The sequence below is a fragment of the Pseudonocardia sp. EC080619-01 genome (assembly GCF_001420995.1).
Lineage (GTDB): Bacteria > Actinomycetota > Actinomycetes > Mycobacteriales > Pseudonocardiaceae > Pseudonocardia.
Window position 1 is genome coordinate 458509 of the sequence record NZ_CP012184.1, and the last position, 22795, is coordinate 481303.

Annotated in this window: 22 protein-coding genes; 6 read left to right on the plus strand and 16 right to left on the minus strand. The window is 74.4% G+C overall.

Features of this window, described 5'->3' with window-relative positions; translation table 11 throughout:
• Nucleotides 1-148: 148 nt before the first annotated feature.
• From AD017_RS02090 to cobC, 4 genes are read right to left on the minus strand one after another with little or no spacing between them, the layout of a single operon-like run.
• Entirely contained in the window at nt 149-1294 is a 1146-nt protein-coding gene (locus AD017_RS02090; RefSeq protein WP_202969016.1) for a bifunctional RNase H/acid phosphatase, read from the minus strand.
• Nucleotides 1295-1296: 2 nt separating this feature from the next.
• The gene (locus AD017_RS02095) at nt 1297-2058 is read right to left on the minus strand and encodes a zinc ribbon domain-containing protein (RefSeq protein WP_010227173.1); all 762 of its coding nucleotides are present in this window, start codon (nt 2056-2058) and stop codon (nt 1297-1299) included.
• Entirely contained in the window at nt 2019-3119 is a 1101-nt protein-coding gene (locus tag AD017_RS02100; protein WP_238592052.1) for a Nif3-like dinuclear metal center hexameric protein, read from the minus strand. Before AD017_RS02100 ends, AD017_RS02095 begins: the two co-directional genes overlap by 40 nt.
• A gap of 59 nt (nt 3120-3178) precedes the next feature.
• The gene (gene cobC, locus AD017_RS02105) at nt 3179-4276 is read right to left on the minus strand and encodes an Rv2231c family pyridoxal phosphate-dependent protein CobC (RefSeq protein WP_060572541.1); all 1098 of its coding nucleotides are present in this window, start codon (nt 4274-4276) and stop codon (nt 3179-3181) included.
• Nucleotides 4277-4484: 208 nt separating this feature from the next.
• Here cobC and AD017_RS02110 point away from each other — a divergent pair, with 208 nt between their 5' ends.
• Nucleotides 4485-4886, plus strand: a complete 402-nt coding sequence (locus AD017_RS02110) for a low molecular weight protein-tyrosine-phosphatase (protein ID WP_238592054.1) — start codon at nt 4485-4487, stop codon at nt 4884-4886.
• Entirely contained in the window at nt 4883-5734 is an 852-nt protein-coding gene (locus tag AD017_RS02115) for a fructosamine kinase family protein (RefSeq protein ID WP_060572544.1), read from the plus strand. Before AD017_RS02110 ends, AD017_RS02115 begins: the two co-directional genes overlap by 4 nt.
• Nucleotides 5735-5785: 51 nt before the next feature.
• Here AD017_RS02115 and AD017_RS02120 read toward each other — a convergent pair whose 3' ends face one another.
• On the minus strand, nt 5786-7051 hold the full coding sequence (locus AD017_RS02120) for a cyclopropane-fatty-acyl-phospholipid synthase family protein (protein ID WP_060572546.1): 1266 nt from the start codon (nt 7049-7051) through the stop codon (nt 5786-5788).
• A gap of 40 nt (nt 7052-7091) precedes the next feature.
• Nucleotides 7092-8459: an FAD-binding oxidoreductase gene (locus AD017_RS02125; protein WP_060572548.1), complete on the minus strand. Its 1368-nt coding sequence runs from the start codon at nt 8457-8459 to the stop codon at nt 7092-7094.
• 121 nt (nt 8460-8580) lie between these two features.
• Between AD017_RS02125 and AD017_RS02130 the strand changes: the two genes are divergently transcribed.
• Nucleotides 8581-9285 (plus strand): dienelactone hydrolase family protein, encoded by a 705-nt coding sequence (locus AD017_RS02130; protein ID WP_060572550.1) that lies wholly within the window; start codon nt 8581-8583, stop codon nt 9283-9285.
• Nucleotides 9286-9294: 9 nt separating this feature from the next.
• Here AD017_RS02130 and AD017_RS02135 read toward each other — a convergent pair whose 3' ends face one another.
• The 6 genes from AD017_RS02135 to AD017_RS02160 all read right to left on the minus strand — a co-directional run bounded on the left by AD017_RS02135 (nt 9295) and on the right by AD017_RS02160 (nt 15872).
• Complete coding sequence (locus tag AD017_RS02135; protein ID WP_060572552.1) at nt 9295-10278, minus strand: aldo/keto reductase; 984 nt, start codon at nt 10276-10278, stop codon at nt 9295-9297.
• Nucleotides 10279-10330: 52 nt separating this feature from the next.
• The gene (locus AD017_RS02140; protein WP_227012886.1) at nt 10331-11812 is read right to left on the minus strand and encodes an AbgT family transporter; all 1482 of its coding nucleotides are present in this window, start codon (nt 11810-11812) and stop codon (nt 10331-10333) included.
• Nucleotides 11813-11874: 62 nt separating this feature from the next.
• Nucleotides 11875-12846: a PHB depolymerase family esterase gene (locus AD017_RS02145; RefSeq protein WP_145982631.1), complete on the minus strand. Its 972-nt coding sequence runs from the start codon at nt 12844-12846 to the stop codon at nt 11875-11877.
• A gap of 152 nt (nt 12847-12998) precedes the next feature.
• A complete protein-coding gene (locus tag AD017_RS02150) occupies nt 12999-13763 on the minus strand; it encodes a creatininase family protein (protein ID WP_060572556.1) in 765 nt (254 codons plus the stop codon).
• Nucleotides 13760-14422, minus strand: a complete 663-nt coding sequence (locus tag AD017_RS02155) for a FadR/GntR family transcriptional regulator (protein ID WP_010240077.1) — start codon at nt 14420-14422, stop codon at nt 13760-13762. Before AD017_RS02155 ends, AD017_RS02150 begins: the two co-directional genes overlap by 4 nt.
• Before the next feature lie 358 nt (nt 14423-14780).
• Complete coding sequence (locus AD017_RS02160; protein ID WP_010240074.1) at nt 14781-15872, minus strand: alpha/beta fold hydrolase; 1092 nt, start codon at nt 15870-15872, stop codon at nt 14781-14783.
• A gap of 83 nt (nt 15873-15955) precedes the next feature.
• Between AD017_RS02160 and AD017_RS02165 the strand changes: the two genes are divergently transcribed.
• Nucleotides 15956-17101 (plus strand): acyl-CoA dehydrogenase family protein, encoded by a 1146-nt coding sequence (locus tag AD017_RS02165; protein ID WP_029239874.1) that lies wholly within the window; start codon nt 15956-15958, stop codon nt 17099-17101.
• A 41-nt stretch (nt 17102-17142) separates the two neighbouring features.
• Here the strand turns inward: AD017_RS02165 and AD017_RS02170 are convergent, their stop codons facing one another.
• Genes AD017_RS02170 through AD017_RS02185 form a run of 4 tightly spaced genes read right to left on the minus strand, consistent with a single transcriptional unit; the run spans nt 17143 to nt 21386 of the window.
• Complete coding sequence (locus tag AD017_RS02170; RefSeq protein ID WP_060572557.1) at nt 17143-18348, minus strand: PLP-dependent aspartate aminotransferase family protein; 1206 nt, start codon at nt 18346-18348, stop codon at nt 17143-17145.
• Nucleotides 18349-18364: 16 nt separating this feature from the next.
• On the minus strand, nt 18365-19237 hold the full coding sequence (locus AD017_RS02175; protein WP_060572563.1) for an ABC transporter ATP-binding protein: 873 nt from the start codon (nt 19235-19237) through the stop codon (nt 18365-18367).
• Entirely contained in the window at nt 19234-20343 is a 1110-nt protein-coding gene (locus tag AD017_RS02180) for an iron chelate uptake ABC transporter family permease subunit (protein ID WP_060572565.1), read from the minus strand. Before AD017_RS02180 ends, AD017_RS02175 begins: the two co-directional genes overlap by 4 nt.
• Complete coding sequence (locus AD017_RS02185) at nt 20340-21386, minus strand: iron ABC transporter permease (protein WP_050802507.1); 1047 nt, start codon at nt 21384-21386, stop codon at nt 20340-20342. The genes AD017_RS02180 and AD017_RS02185 overlap by 4 nt, the downstream gene beginning before the upstream one ends.
• 145 nt (nt 21387-21531) lie before the next feature.
• Between AD017_RS02185 and AD017_RS02190 the strand changes: the two genes are divergently transcribed.
• Nucleotides 21532-22209 (plus strand): dihydrofolate reductase family protein, encoded by a 678-nt coding sequence (locus tag AD017_RS02190; protein ID WP_082399010.1) that lies wholly within the window; start codon nt 21532-21534, stop codon nt 22207-22209.
• Nucleotides 22210-22315: 106 nt separating this feature from the next.
• On the plus strand, nt 22316-22795 hold the full coding sequence (locus tag AD017_RS02195; RefSeq protein ID WP_010240060.1) for an Asp23/Gls24 family envelope stress response protein: 480 nt from the start codon (nt 22316-22318) through the stop codon (nt 22793-22795).

The window sequence follows — 22795 nt, forward strand, 5'->3', positions numbered from 1 at the left end:
CGAGACCGTTCATCACGCTCCGTACGCCAACCACCCCGTACGGTGCGCACCGATCATCGCCCGCCCGGGGATGCCCGACAACGGTGCGCAGCCGACACCGCCCGTTCGGGTCAGGGCATGATCGATCAAGCCCCGCGGAACGTCGCGCTCAGTCCAGGTACGACGTGTCGTTGACGAGCCGCACCGACGCCCCGCCGTCCGGGTAGAAGTCGGCGACGCTGGTGCAGGCCAGGTCCAGGTGCATCCGGTAGAGCACCTCGTCGCCGGCGCCGAGCGCCTCGCGCAGCAGCATCTTGATCGGCGTCACGTGGCTGACCACGATCACGGTCGCGCCGGGGAAGCCGTCCACGATCCGTCGTCGTTCGGCACCGACCCGCTCCCCCACCGCGCGGAAGCTCTCGCCGCCGGGCGGTTCGACCTCGGCCGAGCCGAGCCAGCGCCCGTGCAGGTCCGGGTCGCGCTCGCGGGCCTCGCGGAAGGTGAGCCCCTCCCACCCGCCGAAGTCGGTCTCGATCAGCGCGTCGCGGACCTCCAGCTCGGCGCCGGTGGCCTCCGCGACGGCGGCGGCGGTCTGCCGGGCACGGCGCAGCGGCGAGGACAGCACCGCGGCCGGGACGACGCCCTGCTTCTTCAGCCGCGTCGCGAGTGCGCGGGCCGCGGCGGCGGCCTGTACCTGCCCGGCCTCGGTCAGCTCCGGGTCGCCGTGCCCGGAGTAGCGGCGCTCGATCGACAGCGCGGTCTGGCCGTGGCGGAGCAGGATCATCCGCACCGGCGTCCCGACCTGCCCGGTCCAGGCGGCCGCGGCCGACGCCGGGCCCGCGACCTCGGAGGTCTCGGTGGGCGCGGTCGCCGGCTTGCGGGCGGGTCCGGCCGCGGCCGACGGGTCGAGCGCCGGGCTCGACTCCCCGTCCATGGCCCGGTTCGCGAGCGCGTCGGCGCGGGCGTTGTCGGCGCGCGGGATCCAGGTGAAGGTCACCGCGTCGAAGCCGGCCGCCTGGTCCCGGGCCGTGTCGGCGAGCTCCTGCAACGCCGTGTTCTTGATCTTCCAGCGCCCGCTCATCTGCTCGACGACGAGCTTGGAGTCCAGCCGGGCGTCGACCTCGGTGGCGCCCAGCTCCCGCGCGGCGGTGAGCCCGGCGATGAGCCCGCGGTACTCGGCGACGTTGTTGGTGGCGATACCGAGGCCGTCGTACACCTCCGCGAGCACCTGGGTGCCGCCCGCGTCGAGCACCACGGCGCCGTAGCCGGCCGGGCCGGGGTTGCCGCGGGATCCGCCGTCCGCCTCGACGACCAGCTTCACCGGCCACGCACCAGGATCGCGCCGCACTCCTCGCAGTGGACGACGTCGTCGGCGGGCCGGCCCCGGACCTGGGTCAGGAACGTGCGGTCCAGCTCCAGGCGGCAGGCGCCGCACCGCGACTCGCTCAACCCGCCTGCGGCGACCCGGCCGGACGACCGGATCCGCTCGTAGTCGGCCAGCAGGTCCTCCGGCAGCGCGCCGACCAGCTCGGTCCGGGCCCGGTCGCGGCCGCCGCGGGAGGCGTCGATGTCGGCCTCGGCGGTGTCCCGGCGGCCGGTCACCTCGGTGACCGCCTCCTCGGCGGTGGCGAGCTCGGCGCTGCCGTGGTCGAGCTCGACGCCGACGGCCTCGCGCTCCTCCATGATCCCGAGCTGTTCCTCCTCGAGGGTGCCCTGCCGGCGCGCGAGGGTGTCGAGCTCGTGCTGCAGCTCGGTGGCCTGCTTGGCGCCGATCCCGGATCCGGCGAGCAGTGCCTTGTCCTTCTCGGTGCGGGCGCGGACGCCCTCGACGTCACGCTCCAGCCGGGCGATGTCCCGGTCCAGGTCACCGGCGCGGGTCTCGGCCCGCACGACGGCGTCGCGGGCGTCCCGCACCCGCTGCTCGGCGTCGGCGAGCTGCTGGAGCTCGGGAAGGTTCTTCCGCCGGTGGGCCAGTCGGCCGATCTCGGCGTCCACCTCGGCGAGCTGCAGCAGTGTCGCCTGCGCGGTGGGATCGGCCTTCATGATGAACTCGCCTCCGAAGTCGCTGCTGTCGTCCATGGATCCGTGCGCCGCCGGGACACCGTGACCGCGACGCTACCGCCGAGCGCGGAGCGGACGATCCCGGCCGCCTGCCCGCACCAGGGCCACTCCGAGGCCCAGTGCGCGACGTCGACCAGGGCCGGCACCGGACCGCCCGGTCCGGTCCCGGACAGCGTGTGCTCGGACGCCGGGTGGTGGCGCAGGTCGGCGGTGACGTAGGCGTCGGCGCCGGTGCGGGCGGCGGTGCCCAGCGCCGAGTCGCCGGAGCCGCCGCACACCGCGACCCGCTGCACGGGACGGTCCGGGTCACCGGCCCCGCGCACGCCCCACGCCGTGGCGGGCAGGGCGCGGGCGACCCGCTCGGTGAAGGCGGCGAACGGCTCCGCCGCGGGCAGCGACCCGATCCGCCCGAGCCCCCGCGCCGACGGCAGCGGGGCCATCTCCAGCAGGTCGAACGCCGGTTCCTCGTAGGGGTGGGTGGCCCGCAGCGCCTCGACGACGGCGCGCCGGCGGGCGCGCGGCAGCACCATCTCCAGCCGGGTCTCCGCGACCCGCTCCAGCTTGCCGACCGTGCCGACCGCCGGGACGGCGCCGTCGAGCGGGAGGAACTGGCCGGTGCCCGCGGTGGCGAACGAGCAGTGCGAGTAGTTGCCGACGTTGCCCGCTCCGGCGGCGGACAGCGCCGCGTGCACCTGCGCGATCGCCGGGCCGACCGGCACGAACGTGACGATCTTGTCCAGAGCCGGCGCGGGATCGGGCTCCAGCGGGCCCTCGACCTGCAGGCCCAGCGCGCCGGCGAGCGCGTCGGACACACCGGGGTCGGCGACGTCGGCGTTGGTATGCGCGGTGAACAGCCCGACCCCGGCCCGGATCAGCCGGTGCAGCAGGGCACCCTTCGGGGTGTCGGCGCCGACGCCGTGCACCCCGCGCAGCAGCAGCGGATGGTGGGTGACCAGCAGCTGCGCGCCGCCGTCGATCGCCTCGTCGACGGTCTCGGGGGTCGGGTCCACGGCGAACAGCACCGAGGACACCTCCTCGGCCGGGTCGCCGCAGACGAGCCCGACGGCGTCCCACTCCATCGCGGACGCCGGCGGGTAGGCGGCCTCGAGCGCATCGATCACGTCCTGCAGGCGGGCGCTCACGCGGTCACCGCCAGGGTCCGCAGCGCCGCACCGAGCTCCTCGGCCAGCCGGTGCGCGGTCTCGGGCGGGCGCACCGCCACCCGGACGTGGTCGGGGCCGAGACCGGGGAAGGTGTCCCCTCGGCGGACGGCGATCCCGGCCTCGCGCAGCAGCCGCCGCACGTCGTGGCCGGTGCCGTCGGGGAGGTGGAGCAGCAGGTACGGGGCATGGCCCGGGTGCACGGCGACGCCCTCGATCCCGGACAGCGCCGCCGTCATCGCCACCCGGTGCGCGGCGACCTCGCGGGCCTTCTGGTCGGCGGCGGACAGCGCGTCCGGCTCGCAGCAGGCGACGATCGCCTCCAGCGCGGGGGTGGAGACCGGCCAGGGCGGGCGCGGCGCCGCGAGCCGCGCCAGCAGGGCGGGGTCGCCGAGCGCGTACCCGGCGCGCAGACCGGCCAGCGCCCACGTCTTGGTCAGCGAGCGGAACACCAGTAGCCCGGGCGTCTCGGCGTCACCGGCGAGGGCCTCCGGTTCCCCGGGGACGGCGTCGGCGAACGCCTCGTCGACCAGCAGCACCCGCCCCGGCCGGGCGAGGGCGCGGACGTCGTCGGCGGGATGCAGCACGCCGGTCGGGTTGGTCGGGTTCCCGACGACGACGAGATCGGCCTCGTCGGGGACGTCCCGCGGCTCCAGGACGTGCCCGGCCGCCGGGTCGGTGAGCACCCGGACGACGGGCACCCCGGCCGCCCGCAGCGCCGCCTCGGGCTCGGTGAAACCGGGGTGGAGGACGGCCGCCAGCCGCGGCTGCAGGGCCGGGAGCAGTGCGAACCCCTCCGCGCTGCCGGCCAGCGGCAGGACGTGGTCGGCGGCGCGGCCGTGCCGGGCGCCCGCGGTGGCGCGGGCACGGGCGTCGTGGTCGGCGCGCGGGTACCGGCCGAGCCCGTCGAGGGTCGCGACGAGGCGGTCGCGCAGCCACGTCGGCGGGCCGTCGGAGAGCACGTTGACCGCGAAGTCGACGAGTCCGTCGGTGGCCTCGGCGTCGCCGTGGTGCCGCAGGTCGTGCGCACCCGGCTCGCCGGGACCGTGACCGCCCGGGAGCTGATCGAACGACATCCGGTCACCCTACGGCGGGCCCCGGGCGCCTTCCCGCACCACCCGACCGGGGCGGGGGGTGGGCCGCGGCACTGCCGGATCGGCGACAATGGCCGACAATGTCCGCCGTCAGCGTCGACGTCCGTGCCCGCGCTCCCCGGGAGGAATCAACGTGAACGTCGTGTTCGTCTGTACCGGAAACATCTGCCGGTCGCCGATCGCGGAGAAGATGCTCGCCGGCGAGGTCGAGGCGATCGGCCTGTCCGACCGCGTCCGGGTCGGCAGCGCGGGCACCGGGCACTGGCACATCGGGCAGCCGATGGACGAGCGTGCGGCCGAGGTGCTGGCCGGGCACGGCTACGACACCGCACACAGCGCCCGCCAGGTCGACTCCGAGACCCTGTCCGCGGACCTGCTGATCGCCCTGGACTCCGGGCACCTGCGGTCCCTGCAGCGGTCGGTGCCGGACCCGAAGCGGGTGCGGCTCCTCCGCTCGTTCGACCCGGACGCACCCGACGGCGCCGAGGTCCCCGACCCGTACTACGGCGGCCCGGACGGCTTCGGCGAGGTCTACGAGATGCTCGCGGCCGCCCTGCCCGGCCTCGTCGAGCACGTCAAGCGCCACGCGTGAGACCTGCCGACGTCGAGCGGCTCACCGGCCGCACGGTCGTCGCCGGGCTCGGCGGGCACCCGCCGCGGTTCGACCTGGACGGGGCGGGCGCCGTCGTCGTGAAGGACGGGGCGGGCGACCCCGGGTCGATCGCCGCGGAGGCGGCGGGGCTGCGCTGGCTCGACGTGCCGGGCGGACCGGCCGTCCCACCGGTGTTCGGCCACGACGACACGCTGCTGGTCACCGGGTTCGTCCCGGCGGGCCGCCCGTCGGCCGGCGCCGCCGCCCGGCTCGGCCGCCGGCTCGCCGCCCTGCACGCCGCCGGCGCCGCCGCGTTCGGCGCGGCACCGCCCGGTGGCCCGGAGCAGGCGTGGATCGGGCACACCGGCATGCGCAACACCCCGCACGACGGCCCGTGGGGCGACTGGTTGGCCGCCGATCGGGTGCTCCCCTACCTGCGTACCGCGCGCGACCGCGGCGTCGTCGACCCGGCGGGCGCCGCGACCGTCGAGCAGGTCTGCGAGCGGATCGGCGACCTCGCCGGGCCGGACGAGCCGCCCGCCCGGCTGCACGGTGACCTGTGGTCGGGCAACGTGCTGTGGGCCGCCGACGGCGACGCCCGGCTGATCGACCCGGCCGCGCACGGCGGGCACCGCGAGTCCGACCTGGCGATGCTGGACCTGTTCGGGCTCCCGCACCTGGACACACTGCTCGGCGCCTACGACGAGACCGCCCCGCTCGCCGGCGGGTGGCGCGACCGGATCCCGCTGCACCAGCTGTTCCCGCTGCTCGTGCACGCCGTCCTGTTCGGCGGCGGCTACGGCGGGCAGGCCGTCGCGGCGGCCCGGGAGGCGCTGGCGCGCTCGTGAGTGGATCGTTCGGTCCGGACCGAAGGATCCACTCACGAGCGGCGGAGCCGCCTAGTACCCGCGCAGCGGGAAGCCGGCGCTCTTGTCGTCGTTCAGCTTCACGCCCAGCACCTGGTGGAGCTGGATGTTGTTGAGCTCGAACCCGAGCCGGCAGGCGGCCATGTAGAGCCGCCACACCCGCGCCCGGCCGACACCGACCTCGGCGACGGCGTCGGTCCAGTTGCGCTCCAGGTTGGTGCCCCAGTCCCGCAGCGTCATCGCGTAGTGCTCGCGCAGGTTCTCCTCGTGCCGGATCTCGAACCCGGCCTCGTTCATCGCCGTGACCAGCGTGCCGACCGGCTCCAGCTCGCCGTCCGGGAAGACGTAGCGGTGGATGAACGGGTCGGTGTGGCGGTGGTCGGGCTTGAACGGCTGGGTGATGCAGTGGTTCAGCATCCGGCCGCCGGGGCGCAGCTTGGCCTGCATCGCCTGGAAGTAGGAGTCCAGGTTCGCCTTGCCGATGTGCTCGGTGAGGCCGATCGAGGACACCGCGTCGTAGATGCCGTCCGGCACGTCGCGGTAGTCGAGGTGCCGGACCTCGGCGAGGTCACCGAGGCCCTGGCGCTCGATCTCGGCCTGCGCCCACTCCGCCTGTTCCTTCGACAGCGTGACGCCCAGCGCGCGCACACCGTGCTCCTTCGCGGCGTGCCGGACCATCCCGCCCCAGCCGCAGCCGACGTCGAGCAGGCGCGTCCCCGGCTGCAGGTCCAGCTTCTGCGCGACCAGCTCGTACTTGGCCGCCTGTGCGGTCTCCAGGGACGCGTCGGCGTCCGGGTAGGCGGCACAGGTGTACGTCATGGACGGACCGAGCACGAACTCGTAGAACCGGTTCGAGACGTCGTAGTGGTGCGAGATCGACTGCGAGTCCCGCCGCTTCGAGTGCAGCAGCCCCTTCGGACGCGCCTCGAGGTCCGGCGGCGGCATCCGGTGCTCCCGCCAGTACGGCAGCAGTCGCCGCGCCAGCCACAGCTGGTCCTTGCGCGGGATCGAGTGCAGCGTCACCTCGGCCATCGAGCGCAGCGCCGTGTAGAGGTCACCCTCGACGTCGATCTCCTCGGTCACGTACGCGCGGGCCAGTCCGAGCGACCCCGGCGCGCTCACCAGCCGTGCCATCGCCCGGGGCGACCGGACCCTCAGCGTCACCGGCGCGTCGGCCGGACCGGTGTGCGATCCGTCGAACGCCTCCACCCGCAGGTCCCGCGCCGACCCCAGCACCCGGGACAGGATCCCGGCCACCGGCTCCGTCGTCGCGGCCCGTCGTTCCAGCACTCCCGTCATCGCCGAACCCTCCCCTTCGTAGCGCCGCCGGCCCCACGTCCTAGCGGCCGGTCACCTTGCGGTACAGGTCGGGCGCACGTCCCTCGGGGTCGTACCGCCGCTTCACCGCGCGGTAGGCGTCCCCGTTGTAGTGCGCCCAGAACTCGTCCTCGCCGTAGTGCACGGTCGAGTACAACGACTTGTGCCCGCCCAGGTCCGCGACCGCGGCCTCGAGCAGACGGTTGTGTGCCCACGGGTCGCCGGGCTTCTCGGGCACCGAGGACCAGAACCCGACGTTGACGTAGAGCCGGCCCGGCTCCATCGGGTACAGCGGCCACGACCGGTCACCGCGCAGCTTCAGCGGGCACAGCCACACCGGCGAGATCCCGATCTCGCGGTGGAAGAACTCGAGGAACTCGGGGAGCCGCTCGACCGGGATCTCGACGTCCTGGACGACCATCTCCTCGGCCGTCCCGCCGAGAGCCTCACGGACCCGGTTCGACGCCCCGTGGCGCTGGTCGAGCGCGACCAGCCTGCGGTAGACGTCCGAGCGCCGGTAGCGGCGCGGCCAGAACCGGCGCACCAGGGGCTGCTGGACGCCGAAGGCACGCGAGCACCAGAACCAGTCCGGGTCCCAGCGCCAGATGTAGTCGTGCGCGGTGAGGTGGTCGACCGGGCGGCGTTGCAGCGACCGGTAGAAGACCTCCTGCCCGGTGTAGTCGGAGATCCGCGCGCCCGGCATCGGGGCGTCGACGAACTCGCCCGTCGTGAGGTACTGCTCCCCCGCGCCGAACACGACACCGTCGAGGAAGTCGACACCGCTCGCGGCGAGCTCGCCGATCGCGGCCGTCGCCTGCCCGGCCGTCGGGTAGCGGTGGTGGGTGAGCTTCACGAACGGACGCACGGGTTGGAGCTCGACGACGAGGCGCACCGCGTAACCGAGCGTGCCGTAGGAGTTGGGGAACGCCGCGAACAGGTCGGCGTGCTCGCCGTCGGGGGTGACGTGCAGCAGCTCCCCGGCGGGGGTGAGCACGTCCATCTCCCGCACCGACTCGTGCGGCAGACCGTGCCGGAACGACGTCGACTCCACCCCGAGCCCGGTGACGGCGCCGCCGAGGGTGATCGTCTTGAGCTGGGGGACGACGAGCGGCATCAGCCCGTGGGCGAGCGTCGCGTCGACGATCGTCTCGTAGGTCGCCATGCCCTGGACCTCGGCGGTGCGGGCGTCCGGGTCGACGGCCAGCACGCCGTCCAGCGCGGAGGTGTCGAGCCGGCGGGCGCCGCGGCCGGTGTCGCGGTCCCCGAACCGGAACAGGTTCGACGACGGTTTGCCCAGCTGGACCCGCCCCGCGGCGGACCGGACGCGGCGCATCTCGTCCACCGCCGCGTCGTGTGCGGCCCGGGATGCGGGTGCTGATGGCGCCACCATGGTGCAGACGATAGACCCCGATCGTTTGCGACGCTCACGATTTTCCCCGGACGTGCGTCACACCGTGAAACGGTCCCGGTCCGGCGCGCGGCACCGGTGGCGGCGTGGTGTCATCGCGCCTGTGGCACACAGCAATGAGAACCCCGCACAGAACGTGACCTTCCCGTCCGCCGCGGGCACCGCGCACGGCTACCTGAAGCTGCCCGAGTCGGGATCCGGGCCGGGCGTCGTCGTGATCCAGGAGTGGTGGGGGCTGACCGACCACATCGTCGACGTGACCGACCGCCTGGCCGCCGAGGGCTTCGTCGCACTGGCCCCCGACCTCTACGGCGGCCGCACCACCCACGACTCCGACGAGGCCGGGACGCTGATGGGCGAACTCCCCGTGCAGCAGGCCGCGACCGACCTCGGCGGCGCCGTGCAGTTCCTGCTCGACCACGACGCCGTCACCTCGGAGACCGTCGGCAGCATCGGCTTCTGCATGGGCGGCGGGTTCGTCCTGGTCCTGGCCGCGCAGCAGCCGCACAAGGTGAGTGCCGCCGTGCCGTTCTACGGCGTGCTGGGCGAGGACTACCCGAGCTTCGGGCAGCTGACGGCCGCGGTGCAGGGCCACTTCGGCCGCGACGACCAGATGGCCGACCCCGCCTCGGTCGAGAAGCTCGCCGAGCGGATCGAGCGGGAGTCCGGCCGGAAGCCCGAGTTCCACCAGTACCCGGCCGGCCACGCCTTCTTCAACGACGAGAACCTCATGGGCACCTACGACCGTGAGCAGGCCGGGATCGCCTGGGGCCGTGCCGTGCAGTTCCTGCGCGAGCAGGTGAGGTAGACCGGCGGCTCAGCGGCCCCGGCCGGCGAGGTCCCGGGCCAGCGCCGGGTAGGCGCGGGGCCCGACGGTCCGGTGCACCCGCTCGGCCGCGGCGGTGAGCCCGGCGTGCTCGCCCGCCGTGAGCGCGAGCTCCGCGGCGGCCGCGTTCGACTCCAGCTGCGCGACGCTCGACGCCCCCGGGATCGCGACCGTGTTCGGGTGGTGCACCACCCACGCCAGCGCGACCTGGGCGGGCGTCGCGCCGTGCGCCGACGCGACGTCGCGCAGGGCGTCGAGCAGCGGGCGCAGCGCCGCGAGGTTGTCCGGCAGCCACGCGGTGTTGCGGCGGATCGTGTTCGACGGCCGGTGCGTCCCGTCGTAGCGGCCGGTGAGCAGGCCCTGCGCCAGCGGGCTGTAGGCCATGACGATCCGGCCGTGCGACGCCGCGTGCGGCACCCGGTCGGCCGCGGGTCCCCGGCGCAGCAGGCTGAACTCCACCTGGTCGGACAGCACCGGGGCGCCGAGCGCGGCCTCCGCGGACCGCCAGCGGTCCAGCGAGTACGCCGAGACCCCGGCCTCGCGCACCAGGCCGATCCGCTGCAGCGCGGCCATCCCGCGCATCGCGGAGACGTCGCCGAGCACCGGGTGCGGCTTGTGGATCTGGTAGAGGTCCAGGGTGGACACCCCGAGCCGCGCCGCCGACGCCACCGCACGCTGCTGCAGGACCGGCCCCAGCGGCAGGACCGGCAGGAACTTCGTGGCGACGACGACGCCGTCGGTCCCGCCGGAGGCCCGCAGCGCGTCACCGAGGATCCGCTCGCTCCGCCCGAGGCCGTACATCTCGGCGGTGTCGAACACCGTGATGCCGAGCTCGCGGGCGCGGGCGACGATCCGCCCGGCCTCCCGGACGAGGTCCGCGCCGTAGCCCCACTCGGTGGAGCCGAACTGCCAGGTGCCGAGGCCGATCACCGACCACGGCGTACCGGTGGTCCCGGGGACGTCGAGATACCGCACCAGCGCGATTGTTCCCGACGTCCCCGGGCCACCGCCCGTGCGGACCCCTCGACTACCGCACGGGAGCCCCCGGGCCGAGCGGGATCCCCAGCGCCCACCAGGTGAAGAACAGCAGGGTCCAGACCGCCGTCATCGCGACGGCCAGCGGCAGCGTGTACGACGCGAGCGTCCCGATCCCCGCGCTGCGCCGGTAGCGCTGCAGGAACCCCAGTGCCATCACGAAGTACGGGCTCATCGGGGTGATCGCCGTCGAGCCGGAGTCGGCGATGCGGAACAGCGCCTGCGTCGTCTCCGGTGGGACGTGCACCAGCATGAGCATCGGCACGATCACCGGCGCCGCGATCGACCACATCGCCGAGCCGCTGGTGACCATCACGTTCACCACGGTGAGCACGGCCAGCACCATGAGGAACACGACCGGGATCGGGATCCCGGTGGTCCGCAGGGCGTCCGCGGCGACGACGGCGAGCACGTCCCCCACGTGCGACCAGTCGAAGTACGCGAGGAACTGGGCGATCGCGAAGAACAGCGCCAGCACCGGTGCCATCTGCCGGATGCCGTCGGCCATCAGCTTCGGGACGTCGCCCGCGGAGGTGATCGTCCCGGCGCGGCGGCCGTAGACGATGCCGAGCAGGCCGAACAGCAGCGCGATCACCGCGCCGATGCCCTCGATCAGCGGGGACTCGACGATCCCCCCGTCCGCACCACGCAGCGGCGACGACGACGGCAGCACCGCCGCCGTCAGCAGGACCAGCGCACCCAGCAGCACCCAGCCGGTGCGGTGCAGCGCCGCGCGCTCGGCGGGCTCCAGGGAGAGCCGGCCGAGGTCGTCGTCCGGGGCGTCCGGGTCGACGCCGAGGTCGGGCCGCCTGCTCAGCACCAGCCGGGTCATCAGGGTGATCACCACCGCCAGCACGAGCGACGACGCGATGTTGAAGAACCAGTTGCTCACCGGCGAGACCGTCACCGCTGGATCGACGATCCGCGCCGCCGCGGTGGTGATCCCGGCGAAGATCGCGTCGTTGGGGGTCGGGACCGGGCTGGCGTCGTAGCCCGACGCGATCGCGGTGTAGGCGACGACGATGCCGAGGATCGGCGAGCGCCCGACCGCCCGGAACGCGAGCCCGCCGAGCGGGACCAGGATGACGTAGGCCGCGGCCGACGCGACGTGCGCGACGGTCCCGGCGAAGGCGACCGCGAACACCACGAGCGACGCCGGCACCCGCGCCACGCCGACCCGCATCGCCGCGGCCAGCAGCCCGCTGCGCTCCGCGACCGCGACGCCCATGATCACGGTGACGATCGTGGCCATCGGCGGGAACTCGGCGAAGTTGTCGATCATCGACGAGACGGCCATGGCGACGCCGTCACCGGAGAGCAGGTTGCGCACGGCCACCGGCTCGCCGTCGGGCGCGATCACCGACACCCCGGCGGCGGCGAGCCCGGCACTGATCACGGCGAGGATCGCGGACAGCACCCAGAACAGCCAGAACGGGTGCGGGAGCGCGTTGCCGACCCGCTCGACGACGGCCATCGCCCGCACGATGCGGGGCAGTTCCGCCGACCCGGTGTCGCGGGCCTCCTCCAGCGGGGCGCTCACGACCGGCCCAGCCCGAAGAACGCGCCGATCAGGTCCGTCGCACGGACCGTCTGCGTGGTCGTCCCACCGCCGGAGTACGCGGTCGCGCCCGGCCAGGTGTGCCCGCCGCCGTCGACGGCGACGTGCCCGACCCGGGCTCCCCCGTCACAGCCGTCGAAGCGCTGCACCGTCACGTCCGGTTCGATCCGCCGGGTCGCGGGGACGGGGTCGCAGCCGTCGCGGCGGGCCCACCCGGCGACCGTGTCCGGGATCGCGGGCAGGCCGCGGCCGACGTCGCCGGTGTAGGGGATCGTCGCGTCACCGGTGCCGTGCACGAACAGTGCCGGGACCGGGCGGCCGGGGTCGCACGGCGGCTCACCCGCCCGGTAGTACGCGCCCGCCACCGGGGCGATCGCCGCGATCCGGTCCGGCAGCCGGCAGGCGAGGATCTCGGTGAAGCCGCCCCCGTTGGACTTGCCGGTCGCGAAGGTCCGGTCGTCGTCGAGGCACAGGTCGGCGCCGAGGTCGTCGATCAGGTCGCCGGTGAAGGCGACGTCGTCCACCCCGGGCGCGGAGTACGGCGCGCCCTGCCAGGACCGCTTGCCCTCCCCGCCCGGGACGCCGTCGGAGTAGGCGACGACAGCCGGGAGCCCGGACAGCCCGGAGAAGCCCTCCGTCTCGGCGCCGCTGTTGCCGCGGCCGTGGAAGACCAGGACGAGTGGCCAGGCGCGGTCCGGCGAGTAGTCCTCGGGCAGGTGGACGCGGACGGAGCGGTCGAGACCGCCGCTCGCCGTCGTGCGGACGGCCGTGGTGCCGGGCTGCTGCGGGGCGGGCCTGCCGCAGCCCGTGCCGCCCGGCGTGGCCGGGTCGTCCGCCGCGCCGGCCGGGGCGGCGCCAGCGGTCCCGGCGCCGATCGTCAGGCAGGTCGCGACCGCGGCCAGGGTGGCCACCGCGCCGCACAGGCGTCGTGGTCGGGTCGTTCCGGACATGCTGGTCCCCTTCGGACGGCGTCGTCGACGGCCGGTGGTCGTCCCCGCCCGGTCGCGCCGGGGCAGGGCGGCTCGGCGGGACGCCGGACGACGCCCCGCGGTGCGGGAGTGCTGTGTCGGAGTGCTGGTGGCTCCTGGTCGGAGGGTGGGCGTCAGGCCTTCAGCCAGGCCGTGACGAAGTCGGTGATCCGGTCGACGATCGCGGTGACGATCGCCTCGCCGTGCTCCGGATCGGCCCGGCGGGGGTCGCCGAGGACCCCGCTGCCGGACAGGCGGTCGTAGCCCACGGTGAGCTTCGGACCGCCGCGCCACCGGGCCAGCCCGCCCAGCGCGTCCAGCTCGGAGAGCCGGGTCGTCCCGGCGACCAGACGGTCGGTGTGCACCAGGTGCGGTGCCACCGCCAGCATCTGCGCCGTCTCGGCCTGCCCGCTGTGCCCGGAGACCTCCGGCGGGCCGGACGCCGCGACCACGTCCGCGGCGAGCGGGGTGAGGGGGCTCCACGCGAACTGCAGGTCGGGCCGGGTGACGAGCAGGTCCTGCGCGACCGTCCCGAGCGTCGCGTCGTTCCCGCCGTGCCCGGTGACGACGAGGATCCTGCGCCAGCCGTGCCGGTAGAGGCCGTCGACGTAGTCGCCCAGCACCGCGGCGAACGTGGCGGTGGACAGGCTGACCGTCCCGGCGAACGCGAGATGGTGCGGTGAGACGCCCACCGGCAGCGACGGCCCGATCACCGCGCGCCCGCCGAGCCGCTGCGCGACCCGGTCGGAGACGGCCTCGGCCCGGACCAGGTCCGTCGCGAGCGGCAGGCCGGGGCCGTGCTGCTCGAACGCCCCCGCCGGGACGAGCACGACCGGACTGTCGACGACCGCGGCCGCCGCCTCGGTGGTCGTCATCTCCGCGAGCCGGTGGGTGCTCATGCGCGCACCGCCGCGGCGATCGACTCGAGGTGCTGCCGGGTGAGGCGCTCGGCCCGGGCGGGATCGCCGTCCCGGACCGCCTCCAGCAGCTCGACGTGCTCGGCGTGGTCGCGCTCGCGGTCGTCGTAGCGGTGCCGGATCTCGATCTGGTCCCGCGCCCGGACGTGCAGCAACGCCTCGACCGTCTCCCGCAGCAGCGCGTTGCCGCTGGTGGCGGCGAGCGCGACGTGGAAGTGCACCGCCGGGCGGAGGTCGCCCCGCGGCGGGTGCAGCGCGTTGGTGACGCTGTCGGTCAGCAACCGCAGGCCGTCGGCGTCGCGGGTCCGGGCGGCGGCCGCGGCGATCGGCGGTTCGACGACCAGCCGGGCCTCCACCAGTTCGAGCACGGTGCCCGGGGTGCTGAGCGGCCGGTGCGGGTTGGCGAGGAGCCGCCGGTCCACGCCGTCGCCGACGTAGGTGCCCGAGCCGTGCCGGAACTCCACCGCGCCGGTGGCCTCCAGCCTGCGCAGCGCCTCGCGGACGGTCGGGGTGGTGACCTCGAACCGCTTCGCGAGGTCCCGGGACGACGCCAGCTGGTCCCCCGGCGCCAGACCCTCACCCCGGATGATCTGCAGGATGTCGTCGGCCAGGCGCTCGGACAGCGTCTCCCCCGTGCTCATAAAGTGACTAAATCACTTAGTGAGCTAGTCGGTCAAGCGCAAACGGGAGCATCGACCGCAGCCGCTCGCTCATGCCCTGCACGCTCTGCGGCCGACCGGCCGACCGGCCGACCGGCCGACCGGCGGGCCGGCGGGCCGGACTCGCGACCCGACTCCCCGCCGCACCTCGCCGCCGCACCCCACGACCGCCCGGCGCACCCGGTCACGGTGCGCCGCACCCCACGCGACGGGTGCCACAAGCCACGACACGGTGCGCCGGGCGGCCGTGGGGTGCCGGAGGCCGCCGGGGACAGGTGCTGCAGGCCCCGGCCCGGGTGCGGCGGCCCGCGAGGGGCGGGGTCCGGCGCCGGTCGTGGGGTCAGGCGCTGGTGGCGGTGTCCGGCTCGTCGGCGGCGGGGCCGTCCCAGTCGGACAGGGCCCGGTCCAGCTCGGGCCAGGTCGTGTCCCGGGCCCGACGCCCGGTGAGCACACCCAGGTGCCCGCCCGGCGACGTCGAGAACCGCACCTCCGGACTCCCCGACAGCAGCGGCACCGCGCCGCGGACGGCCTTGAGCGGCGCGATCACGTCGTCCCGCCCGGCGACGACGAGGACCGGCACGTCGACGTCGGACAGCTCGACGTCCCGCCCGGCCAGCCGCAGCCCGCCGGACGCGAGGTCGTTGCTGCGCAGCAGCAGGTGGAAGATCTGCCCGAACACGCGGCCGGGATAGCCGTGCATGTTGTTCATCAGGTGGTCGACGGCCTCGATCTGGGCCAGGCAGTCGCGGTCGTCGATCCGGGACAGGACGGCGAGCGGCCGGGTCACCAGCTTGTCGACGGCGGTCAGCTGGAACGCCCAGCTCACGACCGGCGCCGGGAAGCTCCCGACCCCCTTGTAGATCGAGGAGATCAGCCGGCCGCCGGTGACCTGGGCGAGCGGGCGCAGCGGCGCCACCAGCGGCACCCGGGAGATGTCGACCGGCGTCCCGATCGCGGACACGCTCCGCACCGGCAGTGGTGACCGTTCCCGCACCGCGGCGGCGACCGTCAGCAACGCGAAGATGCCGCCCAGCGACCAGGCGACCAGATGGACGTCGTCGCCCTCGCTCGCGGCGATCTCCCGGATCGTCGCCGGGAGCAGCTCGTCGACCCAGTGCTCCATGCCGAGCGAGCGGTCGGAGAAGGACTTGGGCCCGTAGTCGATCAGGTAGACGCTGCGGCCCTGGAGCAGGAGGTGCTCGACCAGCGAGCAGCCGCGCCGCAGGTCGTAGGCGAAGTCGGGCGCACCCAGCGGTGGCACCAGCAGGACCGGTGCCCCGGGCGAGGGGTCCACACCGGACAGCGGCCGGTAGCGGTAGAGGATCGCCGACGGCGAGCCGACGAGCGCCTCCCGCGGCATCCGCTCGAGATCGGCGAGATGCCCGACGACCGTCCGGTCCCAGACGTTGGCGACGGCGTCGACGAAGTGCACGGGCGCACCCTACGGCACGCGGGGGTCACCGTCGGCCCGCGAGGACGCCGTGGGTTACCGGCCGGTATGTGAGACTCCCGACCATGCAGCGCGACATCTTCGACGACGAACACGACGCGTTCCGGGACCTGTGCCGCACCTTCATCGCGAAGGAGATCCTCCCCCACCACGACCGGTGGGAGGAGGAAGGACAGGTCGACCGGGAGATCTGGCGGACCGCGGGCGCCGCGGGCCTGCTCGGCATGGGGGTCCCCGAGGAGTACGGCGGCGGCGGGGTCGACGACTTCCGCTACAACGCCGTCCTCGACGAGGAGATCGTCGCCGCCGGGACCAGCGGGATCGGGTTCCCGCTCCACAACGACGTCGTCCAGCCCTACTTCCTGCGGCTCGCGAACGAGGAGCAGAAGCAGCGCTGGCTGCCCGGGTTCTGCTCCGGTGACCTGATCACCGCGATCGCGATGACCGAGCCCGGCACCGGATCCGACCTGCAGGGCATCGCCACCAACGCCAAGCAGGACGCGGACGGCGACTGGATCCTCAACGGGTCCAAGACGTTCATCACCAACGGCATCCTCGCCGACCTGGTGATCGTCGTGGCGAAGACCGACCCGGACGCCAAGCACCTCGGCTTCACCCTGTTCGTGGTCGAGCGCGGGATGGAGGGCTTCGAGCGCGGCCGACGGCTCAAGAAGGTCGGGATGAAGGCGCAGGACACCGCGGAGCTGTCCTTCACCGACGTCCGGGTGCCCGACGCGAACCGGCTCGGCGAGGTCGGGCAGGGCTTCGTCTACCTGATGCAGAACCTCGCCCAGGAGAGGCTGTCGATCGCCGTCGCCTCGGCGGCCGGCGCCGAGGCCGCGGTGCGGATGACGCTGGAGTACACCAAGGACCGCAAGGCCTTCGGGCGTCCGGTGTCGAACTTCCAGAACACCCGGTTCGAGCTGGCCGAGATGGACACCGAGGCCTCGATCGCGCGGATCTTCGTGGACCGCTGCATCCGCCAGCACGTCGAGTCCGAGCTGTCCGTCCCGGACGCGGCGAAGGCGAAGTGGTGGACCTCGGACCTGCAGAACCGGGTCGTCGACCGCTGCGTCCAGCTGCACGGCGGGTACGGCTACATGCTCGAGTACCCGATCGCCCGCGCCTTCGTCGACTCCCGCGTCCAGGCGATCTACGGCGGCACGAACGAGATCATGAAGGAGATCATCGGCCGGTCGCTGATCGGGTAGGGCTCGTGAGTGGAAAAGTGGGCCTGGACCCGCTTTTCCACTCACAGGCGCGCCAGCGCCTGCCCGATATCGGCCACGAGATCCCGCGGGTCCTCCAGCCCGACCGAGAGCCGCAGGTGCCCGAGGCGCCGGAAGTCCGGCGGGAAGTGCGCGGCCCGGCCCTCGGAGCCGGCGCCGACGTGCACGACCAGCGACTCGTCGTGCCCGAGCGACACCGCCGAGGTGATGACCCGCAGGTGCGCGACGAAGCGGTTCTGCAGTTCCGGCGGCCCGTCGAGGGCGAAGGCGAGCATCCCGCCGAATCCGCCGTCGAGGGTGCGGGCGGCCAGCTCGTGCTGGGGGTGCGACGCCAGGCCCGGGTAGGCGACGTAGGCGACCCGCGGCTCCGACTCCAGGAACCGGGCCACGACCAGAGCGTTCTCGCAGTGCGCCCGCATCCGCATCGGCAGGGTCACCGCGCCGCGCGCGATCAGCCAGGCGTTGAACGGGCTGATCACTCCCCCGGCGTCGACCATCGCGTCCGCCCGGATCCGGTCCACCAGCTCGCGCGCCCCCAGCACGGCGCCGCCCATCGCGTCGCCGTGCCCGTTGACGTACTTCGTCAGCGAGTGGACGACGAGATCGGCTCCGCGCTCGAGCGGGCGCTGCAGCACCGGTGTGGCGAACGTGGCGTCCACCGAGAGCAGTGCGCCGTGGGCGTGCGCGACCGCGGCGACGGCGTCGACGTCGGCGATCCGGGTCGTCGGGTTCGCCGGGGTCTCGACGTGCACGAGCCGGGTCCCGGGCCGCATCGCCGCCCGCACCGCCCCCGGGTCGGAGGAGTCCACCAGCGTCGCGGTGATCCCGTACCGGTCCGGGAGCAGCTCGGTCAGGAGCCGGTGGGTCGCGACGTAGGTGACGTCCGAGCTGACGACGTGGTCGCCGGAGCGCAGGAACGTGAAGAACACCGCGTGCAGGGCCGCCACACCGGACGCCAGCGCGACGGCGGCGCAGCCGCCCGGCACCGCCCCGGCGGGGTCCTCCAGGGCGACGAGCTTGTCCTCCAGCCAGCCCTGGTTCGCCCCGCCGTTGCGGGTGTAGAGCCGGGTGGTGGTGCCCGACCAGTCCAGGTCGGACGGGTCCTCGGGCAGCGCGTAGGAGTTCGCGGCGACGATCGGACGCCGGATCGCGCCGGTGCCGGGGTCGACGTCGTTTCCGGCGTGCACCGCACGCGTCGCGAGGTGGGGCGGCCGGTCGTCGTGGGTCACCCGCCGATCCTGCCCCTCAGTGCTCGGCGACCGGCTCCGGGGCCCGCAGCGACGGCCCGGCGTCGGGCACGACGAGCGGGGTGCCGGTCACCGGGTCCGGGATGACCCGGGCACGCAGCCCGAACACCTCGGCCAGGAGTTCCTCGGTGATCACCTCGGACGGCGTCCCCGCGGCGACGATCCGGCCGTCCTTCATGGCGACCAGCTGGTCCGCGTAGCGGGCGGCCAGGTTCAGGTCGTGCAGCACCATGACGACGGTGCGCCCGCCCTCGGACTGCAGCCGCCGCACGAGCTCCAGCACGTCGACCTGGTGGGCCAGGTCGAGGAACGTGGTCGGCTCGTCGAGGAGCAGCAGGTCGGTCTCCTGGGCCAGCGCCATGGAGATCCACGCCCGCTGGCGCTGACCGCCGGACAGCTCGTCGACCGGGCGGTCGGCGAGGTCCTCGAGCCCGGTCCAGGCCAGCGCGTCGGCGACGGCGCGCTCGTCGTCGCCGGACCACTGGCGGTACCAGGCCTGGTGCGGGTGCCGCCCGCGGGCGACCAGGTCGCCGACGGTCAGGCCCTCGGGGGCCAGCGGCGACTGCGGCAGCACACCGAGGACCCGCGCGACCTCCTTGGTCGGGGTCTGGTCGATCCGCTTGCCGTCGAGCAGCACCTGCCCGGAGCGGGCCGGAAGCAGCCGGGCCAGTGCGCGGAGCACGGTCGACTTCCCGCAGCCGTTCGGGCCGATCACGGTGGTGACCCGCCCGGGCAGCACGTCGAGGTCGAGGTCCTCGACGATCGTGCGGTCGCCGTAGCCGAGGCTGACCCCGTCGGCGCGGAGCCGGACGACCCCGGGTTCGACCGGGGCGCCCTGGGTGGTCGTCCGGTCCTCCAGATACGCGGTCATGCGCGGGCCTCCTGACGGGCGCGGGCGAGCAGGAACAACAGGTACGGCGCACCGAGCACCGCCGTGACGATGCCGACCGGGAGCTCGACGGAGCCGAGCGCGGTACGGGCGATGAGGTCCGCGGTGACGGTGAGCGCGGCGCCGAGCACCAGCGAGACCGCGAGCGGCGGGCTGCCGACCCGGCAGATCCGGCGGGCGATCTGCGGGCACACCAGCGCGACGAACGCGATCGGGCCCGCGGCCGCCGTCGCCACCGACGCGAGACCGACGGCCACGAACAGCAGCCCGGTGCGGGCGTGGTTCACCCGGATCCCGATGCCGCGCGCGGTGTCGTCGTCGAACCGCAGGCCGCCGAGCTGGTGGGCGAGGACCAGCGCCAGCGGCACGAGGACCGCCATCGCGATCGAGAGCGGGACGACCTCGTTCCAGCTGCGGGCGTTGAGGCTGCCGTTGAGCCAGACCTGGGCCTGCGCGGCCTGGTAGATCTGCGCCACTGTCAGCAGCCACTGCACGGCCGCGACGAGCACCGCCTGGATGCCGATGCCGATCAGCACCAGCCGGTAGCCCTGGATGCCGCGGCGCCAGGCCAGCACGTAGACCAGGGTCGAGCTGACGAGTCCGCCGAGCAGCGCCGCGAGCGGGATGCCGAGCGAGGCGAACCAGCCACCGACCCCGGCGGCCCCGGCGGCCCCGCCGCCGAGCACGATCACGAACACCGCGGCGGCACCCGCACCCCACTGGACGCCGATGATGTCCGGGCTGGCGAGCGGGTTGCGTGCGACGGACTGCAGGATCGCGCCCGACACCGCGAGCGCCCCGCCGACCAGCGCGCCGGTCAGCGTGCGCGGCAGCCGGAGCTCCAGCACGACCAGCTGCTGGCCGGCGTCGCCACCGCCGAACAGCGTGGCGAGGACATCGGTGATGGCGATCGGGTAGTCGCCGCGGCCCATGTTGGCGGCGGCGGCGAGCAGCAGCACCGCCGCCGTCACCGCCAGGACGATCAGCGGGCGCGGGCGCAGGACGCCGGAGAACCGGCCGACCCGCAGCGGGCGGCGCCCCGCGACCGCCGGGGCCTCGGGCTCGCGGACCTCGGCGGGGGCGCTCACACCGCCCCCAGCTTCCGGCGGCGCACGAGCGCGATGAAGAACGGTCCGCCGATCAGTGCCACGACGATGCCCACCTGCAGCTCCCCGGGGCGGGCCACGACCCGTCCCACGACGTCGGCCAGCAACAGCAGCACCGCTCCCGCGAGCGCGGAGGCCGGCAGCAGCCACCGGTGGTCGGGCCCGGTGAAGGCACGGACCACGTGCGGCACGATCAGCCCGAGGAAGGTGATCGGGCCGCAGGCCGCGGTCGCGGCCCCGGCCAGCAGGGTGATCGCGACGACGCCGACGATCCGGGTCCGGCGCACCGAGTGCCCCAGCGAGGTGGCGACGTCGTCGCCCAGCGACAGCGCGTTCAGCGCGGGCGCGCTGGCCAGCGCGAGCACCACGCCGATGACGATGAACCAGACCACCTGGCCGCCCACGGCCGCGTCCCGCCCGGCGAGCGAGCCGACCACCCAGAACCGGTAGGCGTCGAGGCTGGTCTCGTCGAGCAGCACGATCGACGACGTGAACGCCTGCAGCAGGAAGGTCACCGCGGCGCCGGCGAGCGCGAGCGACACCGGGGTCGCCCCGCCGGGCGCCCGGGTCCCGACCACGAACACCGTCACGCTGGCGACGAGCGCACCGGCGAAGGCGAACCAGACGTAGCCGAACAGGCTGGTGACACCGAACAGGTAGATCCCGCAGACGACGAAGAAGGCTGCGCCGGCGTTCACGCCGAGCAGGCCGGGGTCACCGAGCGGGTTGCGGGTGAAGCCCTGCACCAGCGCACCGGCGAGGCCGAGCGCGACGCCCACCAGCAGGCCGAGCAGCGTGCGGGGGATCCGCAGCGAGCGGATCACCACGTCGTTCTCGGAGCCGGTCGGCGCGAACAGGGCGGAGAACACCTCGTTCACGGGGATGACCTTGGTCCCGATGGCGATGCTCGCCAGCACCGCGACGACCAGGGCGCCGGCGAGCAGGGCGAGGCCGGTCAGGCGCCGGCGCCGCAGCGAGCGCTTCGGCGGGGCGGGCGCCCCGGTGGAGCGGGACCGGACGGGGATCGCGTTCACCTGACTGCGGTCCTCCTGCACGTCGTTCGTCCACGCACGCACCCGTCCGGTGCGGCTCCGCTCACCATAAGTGAGGCTGCCCTACCGCAGAACACCCCGTCGGTCACAGGCCCGTCACACCCGGCATGCTCGGCCGATGCCGCCGCAGCCCCGGGTGACCGCGATCATGGTGTCCTCCCTCGACGGGGCGGTCACCGCAGGCGGGCGGGGATCGCAGGGGCTGAGCACCCCGGCCGACCGCGAGCTGTTCCGCGCACTGCGGCGGGCCACCGGCGTCGTCCTGGTCGGAGCCGGCACGGCGCGCGACGAGGACTACCGCGGTGTCCGGCCGCGCCGGGCCGGCCCCGGGGAGCCGGACCCCGGGCCGCCGCCACCGGTCGCCGTCGTCACCGGATCGGCCGATCTGGACCCGCACGCGGCGTTGTTCACCGACACCGTCACTGCGCCGATCGTGCTCACCACCGCGGACGCCCCCGCGCACCGCCGCGCCGCGCTGTCCGCCGCCGGCGCCGACGTGGCCGTCCTGCCCGATCTCGCCCCCGCGACGCTGCTGGCCGAGCTCGGCCGGCGCGGGCTGCACGACGTGCTCTGCGAGGGCGGTCCGACGCTGCTCGGTGCCCTGGTCGCCGCGGACGCCGTCGACGAGCTGCGACTGACCCTCGTACCGGTCCTCGTCGGCGGTCCCGCCGGGCGGATCGCCAGCGGCCCGGTCGCGGGACCGGCCCGGTCGCTGCGGCCGGCGGGCAGCCGTCAGGCCGACGACGGCACCCTCCTCCTGCACTACATCAGGGAGGGTCACCCGCCGAACGGGTGAACTCGCGTGAGGAATCCGCCGGTCCGGGCATCACACGGGTGACCGCACGACGACCGGCGGCACGGCACACGGCCCCAGGGGCCCGCCGTCCGCGAGAGGAGACGACATGACCAGCAGCACTCCGGCTACCACCTCCGGCGCCGGTCCGGCCAAGATCGGCGACGACACCGGCCAGGGCAAGACCTCGATCGCCGCCTCGGTCGTGCAGAAGATCGCCGGGATCGCCGCCCGCGAGGTGTCGGGCGTCCACTCCATGGGCTCGGGCGCCTCCCGCGCGTTCGGCGCGCTGCGCGAGCGCATCCCGGGCGGCGGCTCGACCGGCGCGTCCAACGTCGCCGGCGTCGCCGTCGAGGTCGGCGAGAAGCAGGCGGCCGTCGACCTGGACCTCGTCGTCGAGTACGGCGTGTCCATCGCCGAGCTCGCCAAGGCGGTCCGGCGCAACGTGATCGGCGCAGTCGAGCGGATGACCGGGCTCGAGGTCATCGAGGTCAACATCTCGGTGAACGACATCCACCTCGCGTCCGAGGACGACGACAAGGACGAGGCGCCGGCGGCGCCCGCCCCGACCGGCCGCGTCGTGGAGTGA

Bases quoted from the DNA above. Each gene is read 5' to 3' on its own strand.
- AD017_RS02150 (WP_060572556.1), bottom strand. From the start codon at position 13,763: ATGAGCACCCACCGGCTCGCGGAGATGACGACCACCGAGGCGGCGGCC.
- AD017_RS02165 (WP_029239874.1), top strand. From the start codon at position 15,956: ATGCAGCGCGACATCTTCGACGACGAACACGACGCGTTCCGGGACCTG.
- AD017_RS02120 (WP_060572546.1), bottom strand. From the start codon at position 7,051: ATGACGGGAGTGCTGGAACGACGGGCCGCGACGACGGAGCCGGTGGCC.
- AD017_RS02195 (WP_010240060.1), top strand. From the start codon at position 22,316: ATGACCAGCAGCACTCCGGCTACCACCTCCGGCGCCGGTCCGGCCAAG.
- AD017_RS02110 (WP_238592054.1), top strand. From the start codon at position 4,485: ATGCTCGCCGGCGAGGTCGAGGCGATCGGCCTGTCCGACCGCGTCCGG.
- AD017_RS02125 (WP_060572548.1), bottom strand. From the start codon at position 8,459: ATGGTGGCGCCATCAGCACCCGCATCCCGGGCCGCACACGACGCGGCG.
- AD017_RS02175 (WP_060572563.1), bottom strand. From the start codon at position 19,237: ATGACCGCGTATCTGGAGGACCGGACGACCACCCAGGGCGCCCCGGTC.
- cobC (WP_060572541.1), bottom strand. From the start codon at position 4,276: ATGTCGTTCGATCAGCTCCCGGGCGGTCACGGTCCCGGCGAGCCGGGT.
- AD017_RS02140 (WP_227012886.1), bottom strand. From the start codon at position 11,812: ATGGCCGTCGTCGAGCGGGTCGGCAACGCGCTCCCGCACCCGTTCTGG.
- AD017_RS02190 (WP_082399010.1), top strand. From the start codon at position 21,532: ATGCCGCCGCAGCCCCGGGTGACCGCGATCATGGTGTCCTCCCTCGAC.
- AD017_RS02145 (WP_145982631.1), bottom strand. From the start codon at position 12,846: ATGTCCGGAACGACCCGACCACGACGCCTGTGCGGCGCGGTGGCCACC.
- AD017_RS02155 (WP_010240077.1), bottom strand. From the start codon at position 14,422: ATGAGCACGGGGGAGACGCTGTCCGAGCGCCTGGCCGACGACATCCTG.
- AD017_RS02095 (WP_010227173.1), bottom strand. From the start codon at position 2,058: ATGGACGACAGCAGCGACTTCGGAGGCGAGTTCATCATGAAGGCCGAT.
- AD017_RS02100 (WP_238592052.1), bottom strand. From the start codon at position 3,119: ATGGAGTGGGACGCCGTCGGGCTCGTCTGCGGCGACCCGGCCGAGGAG.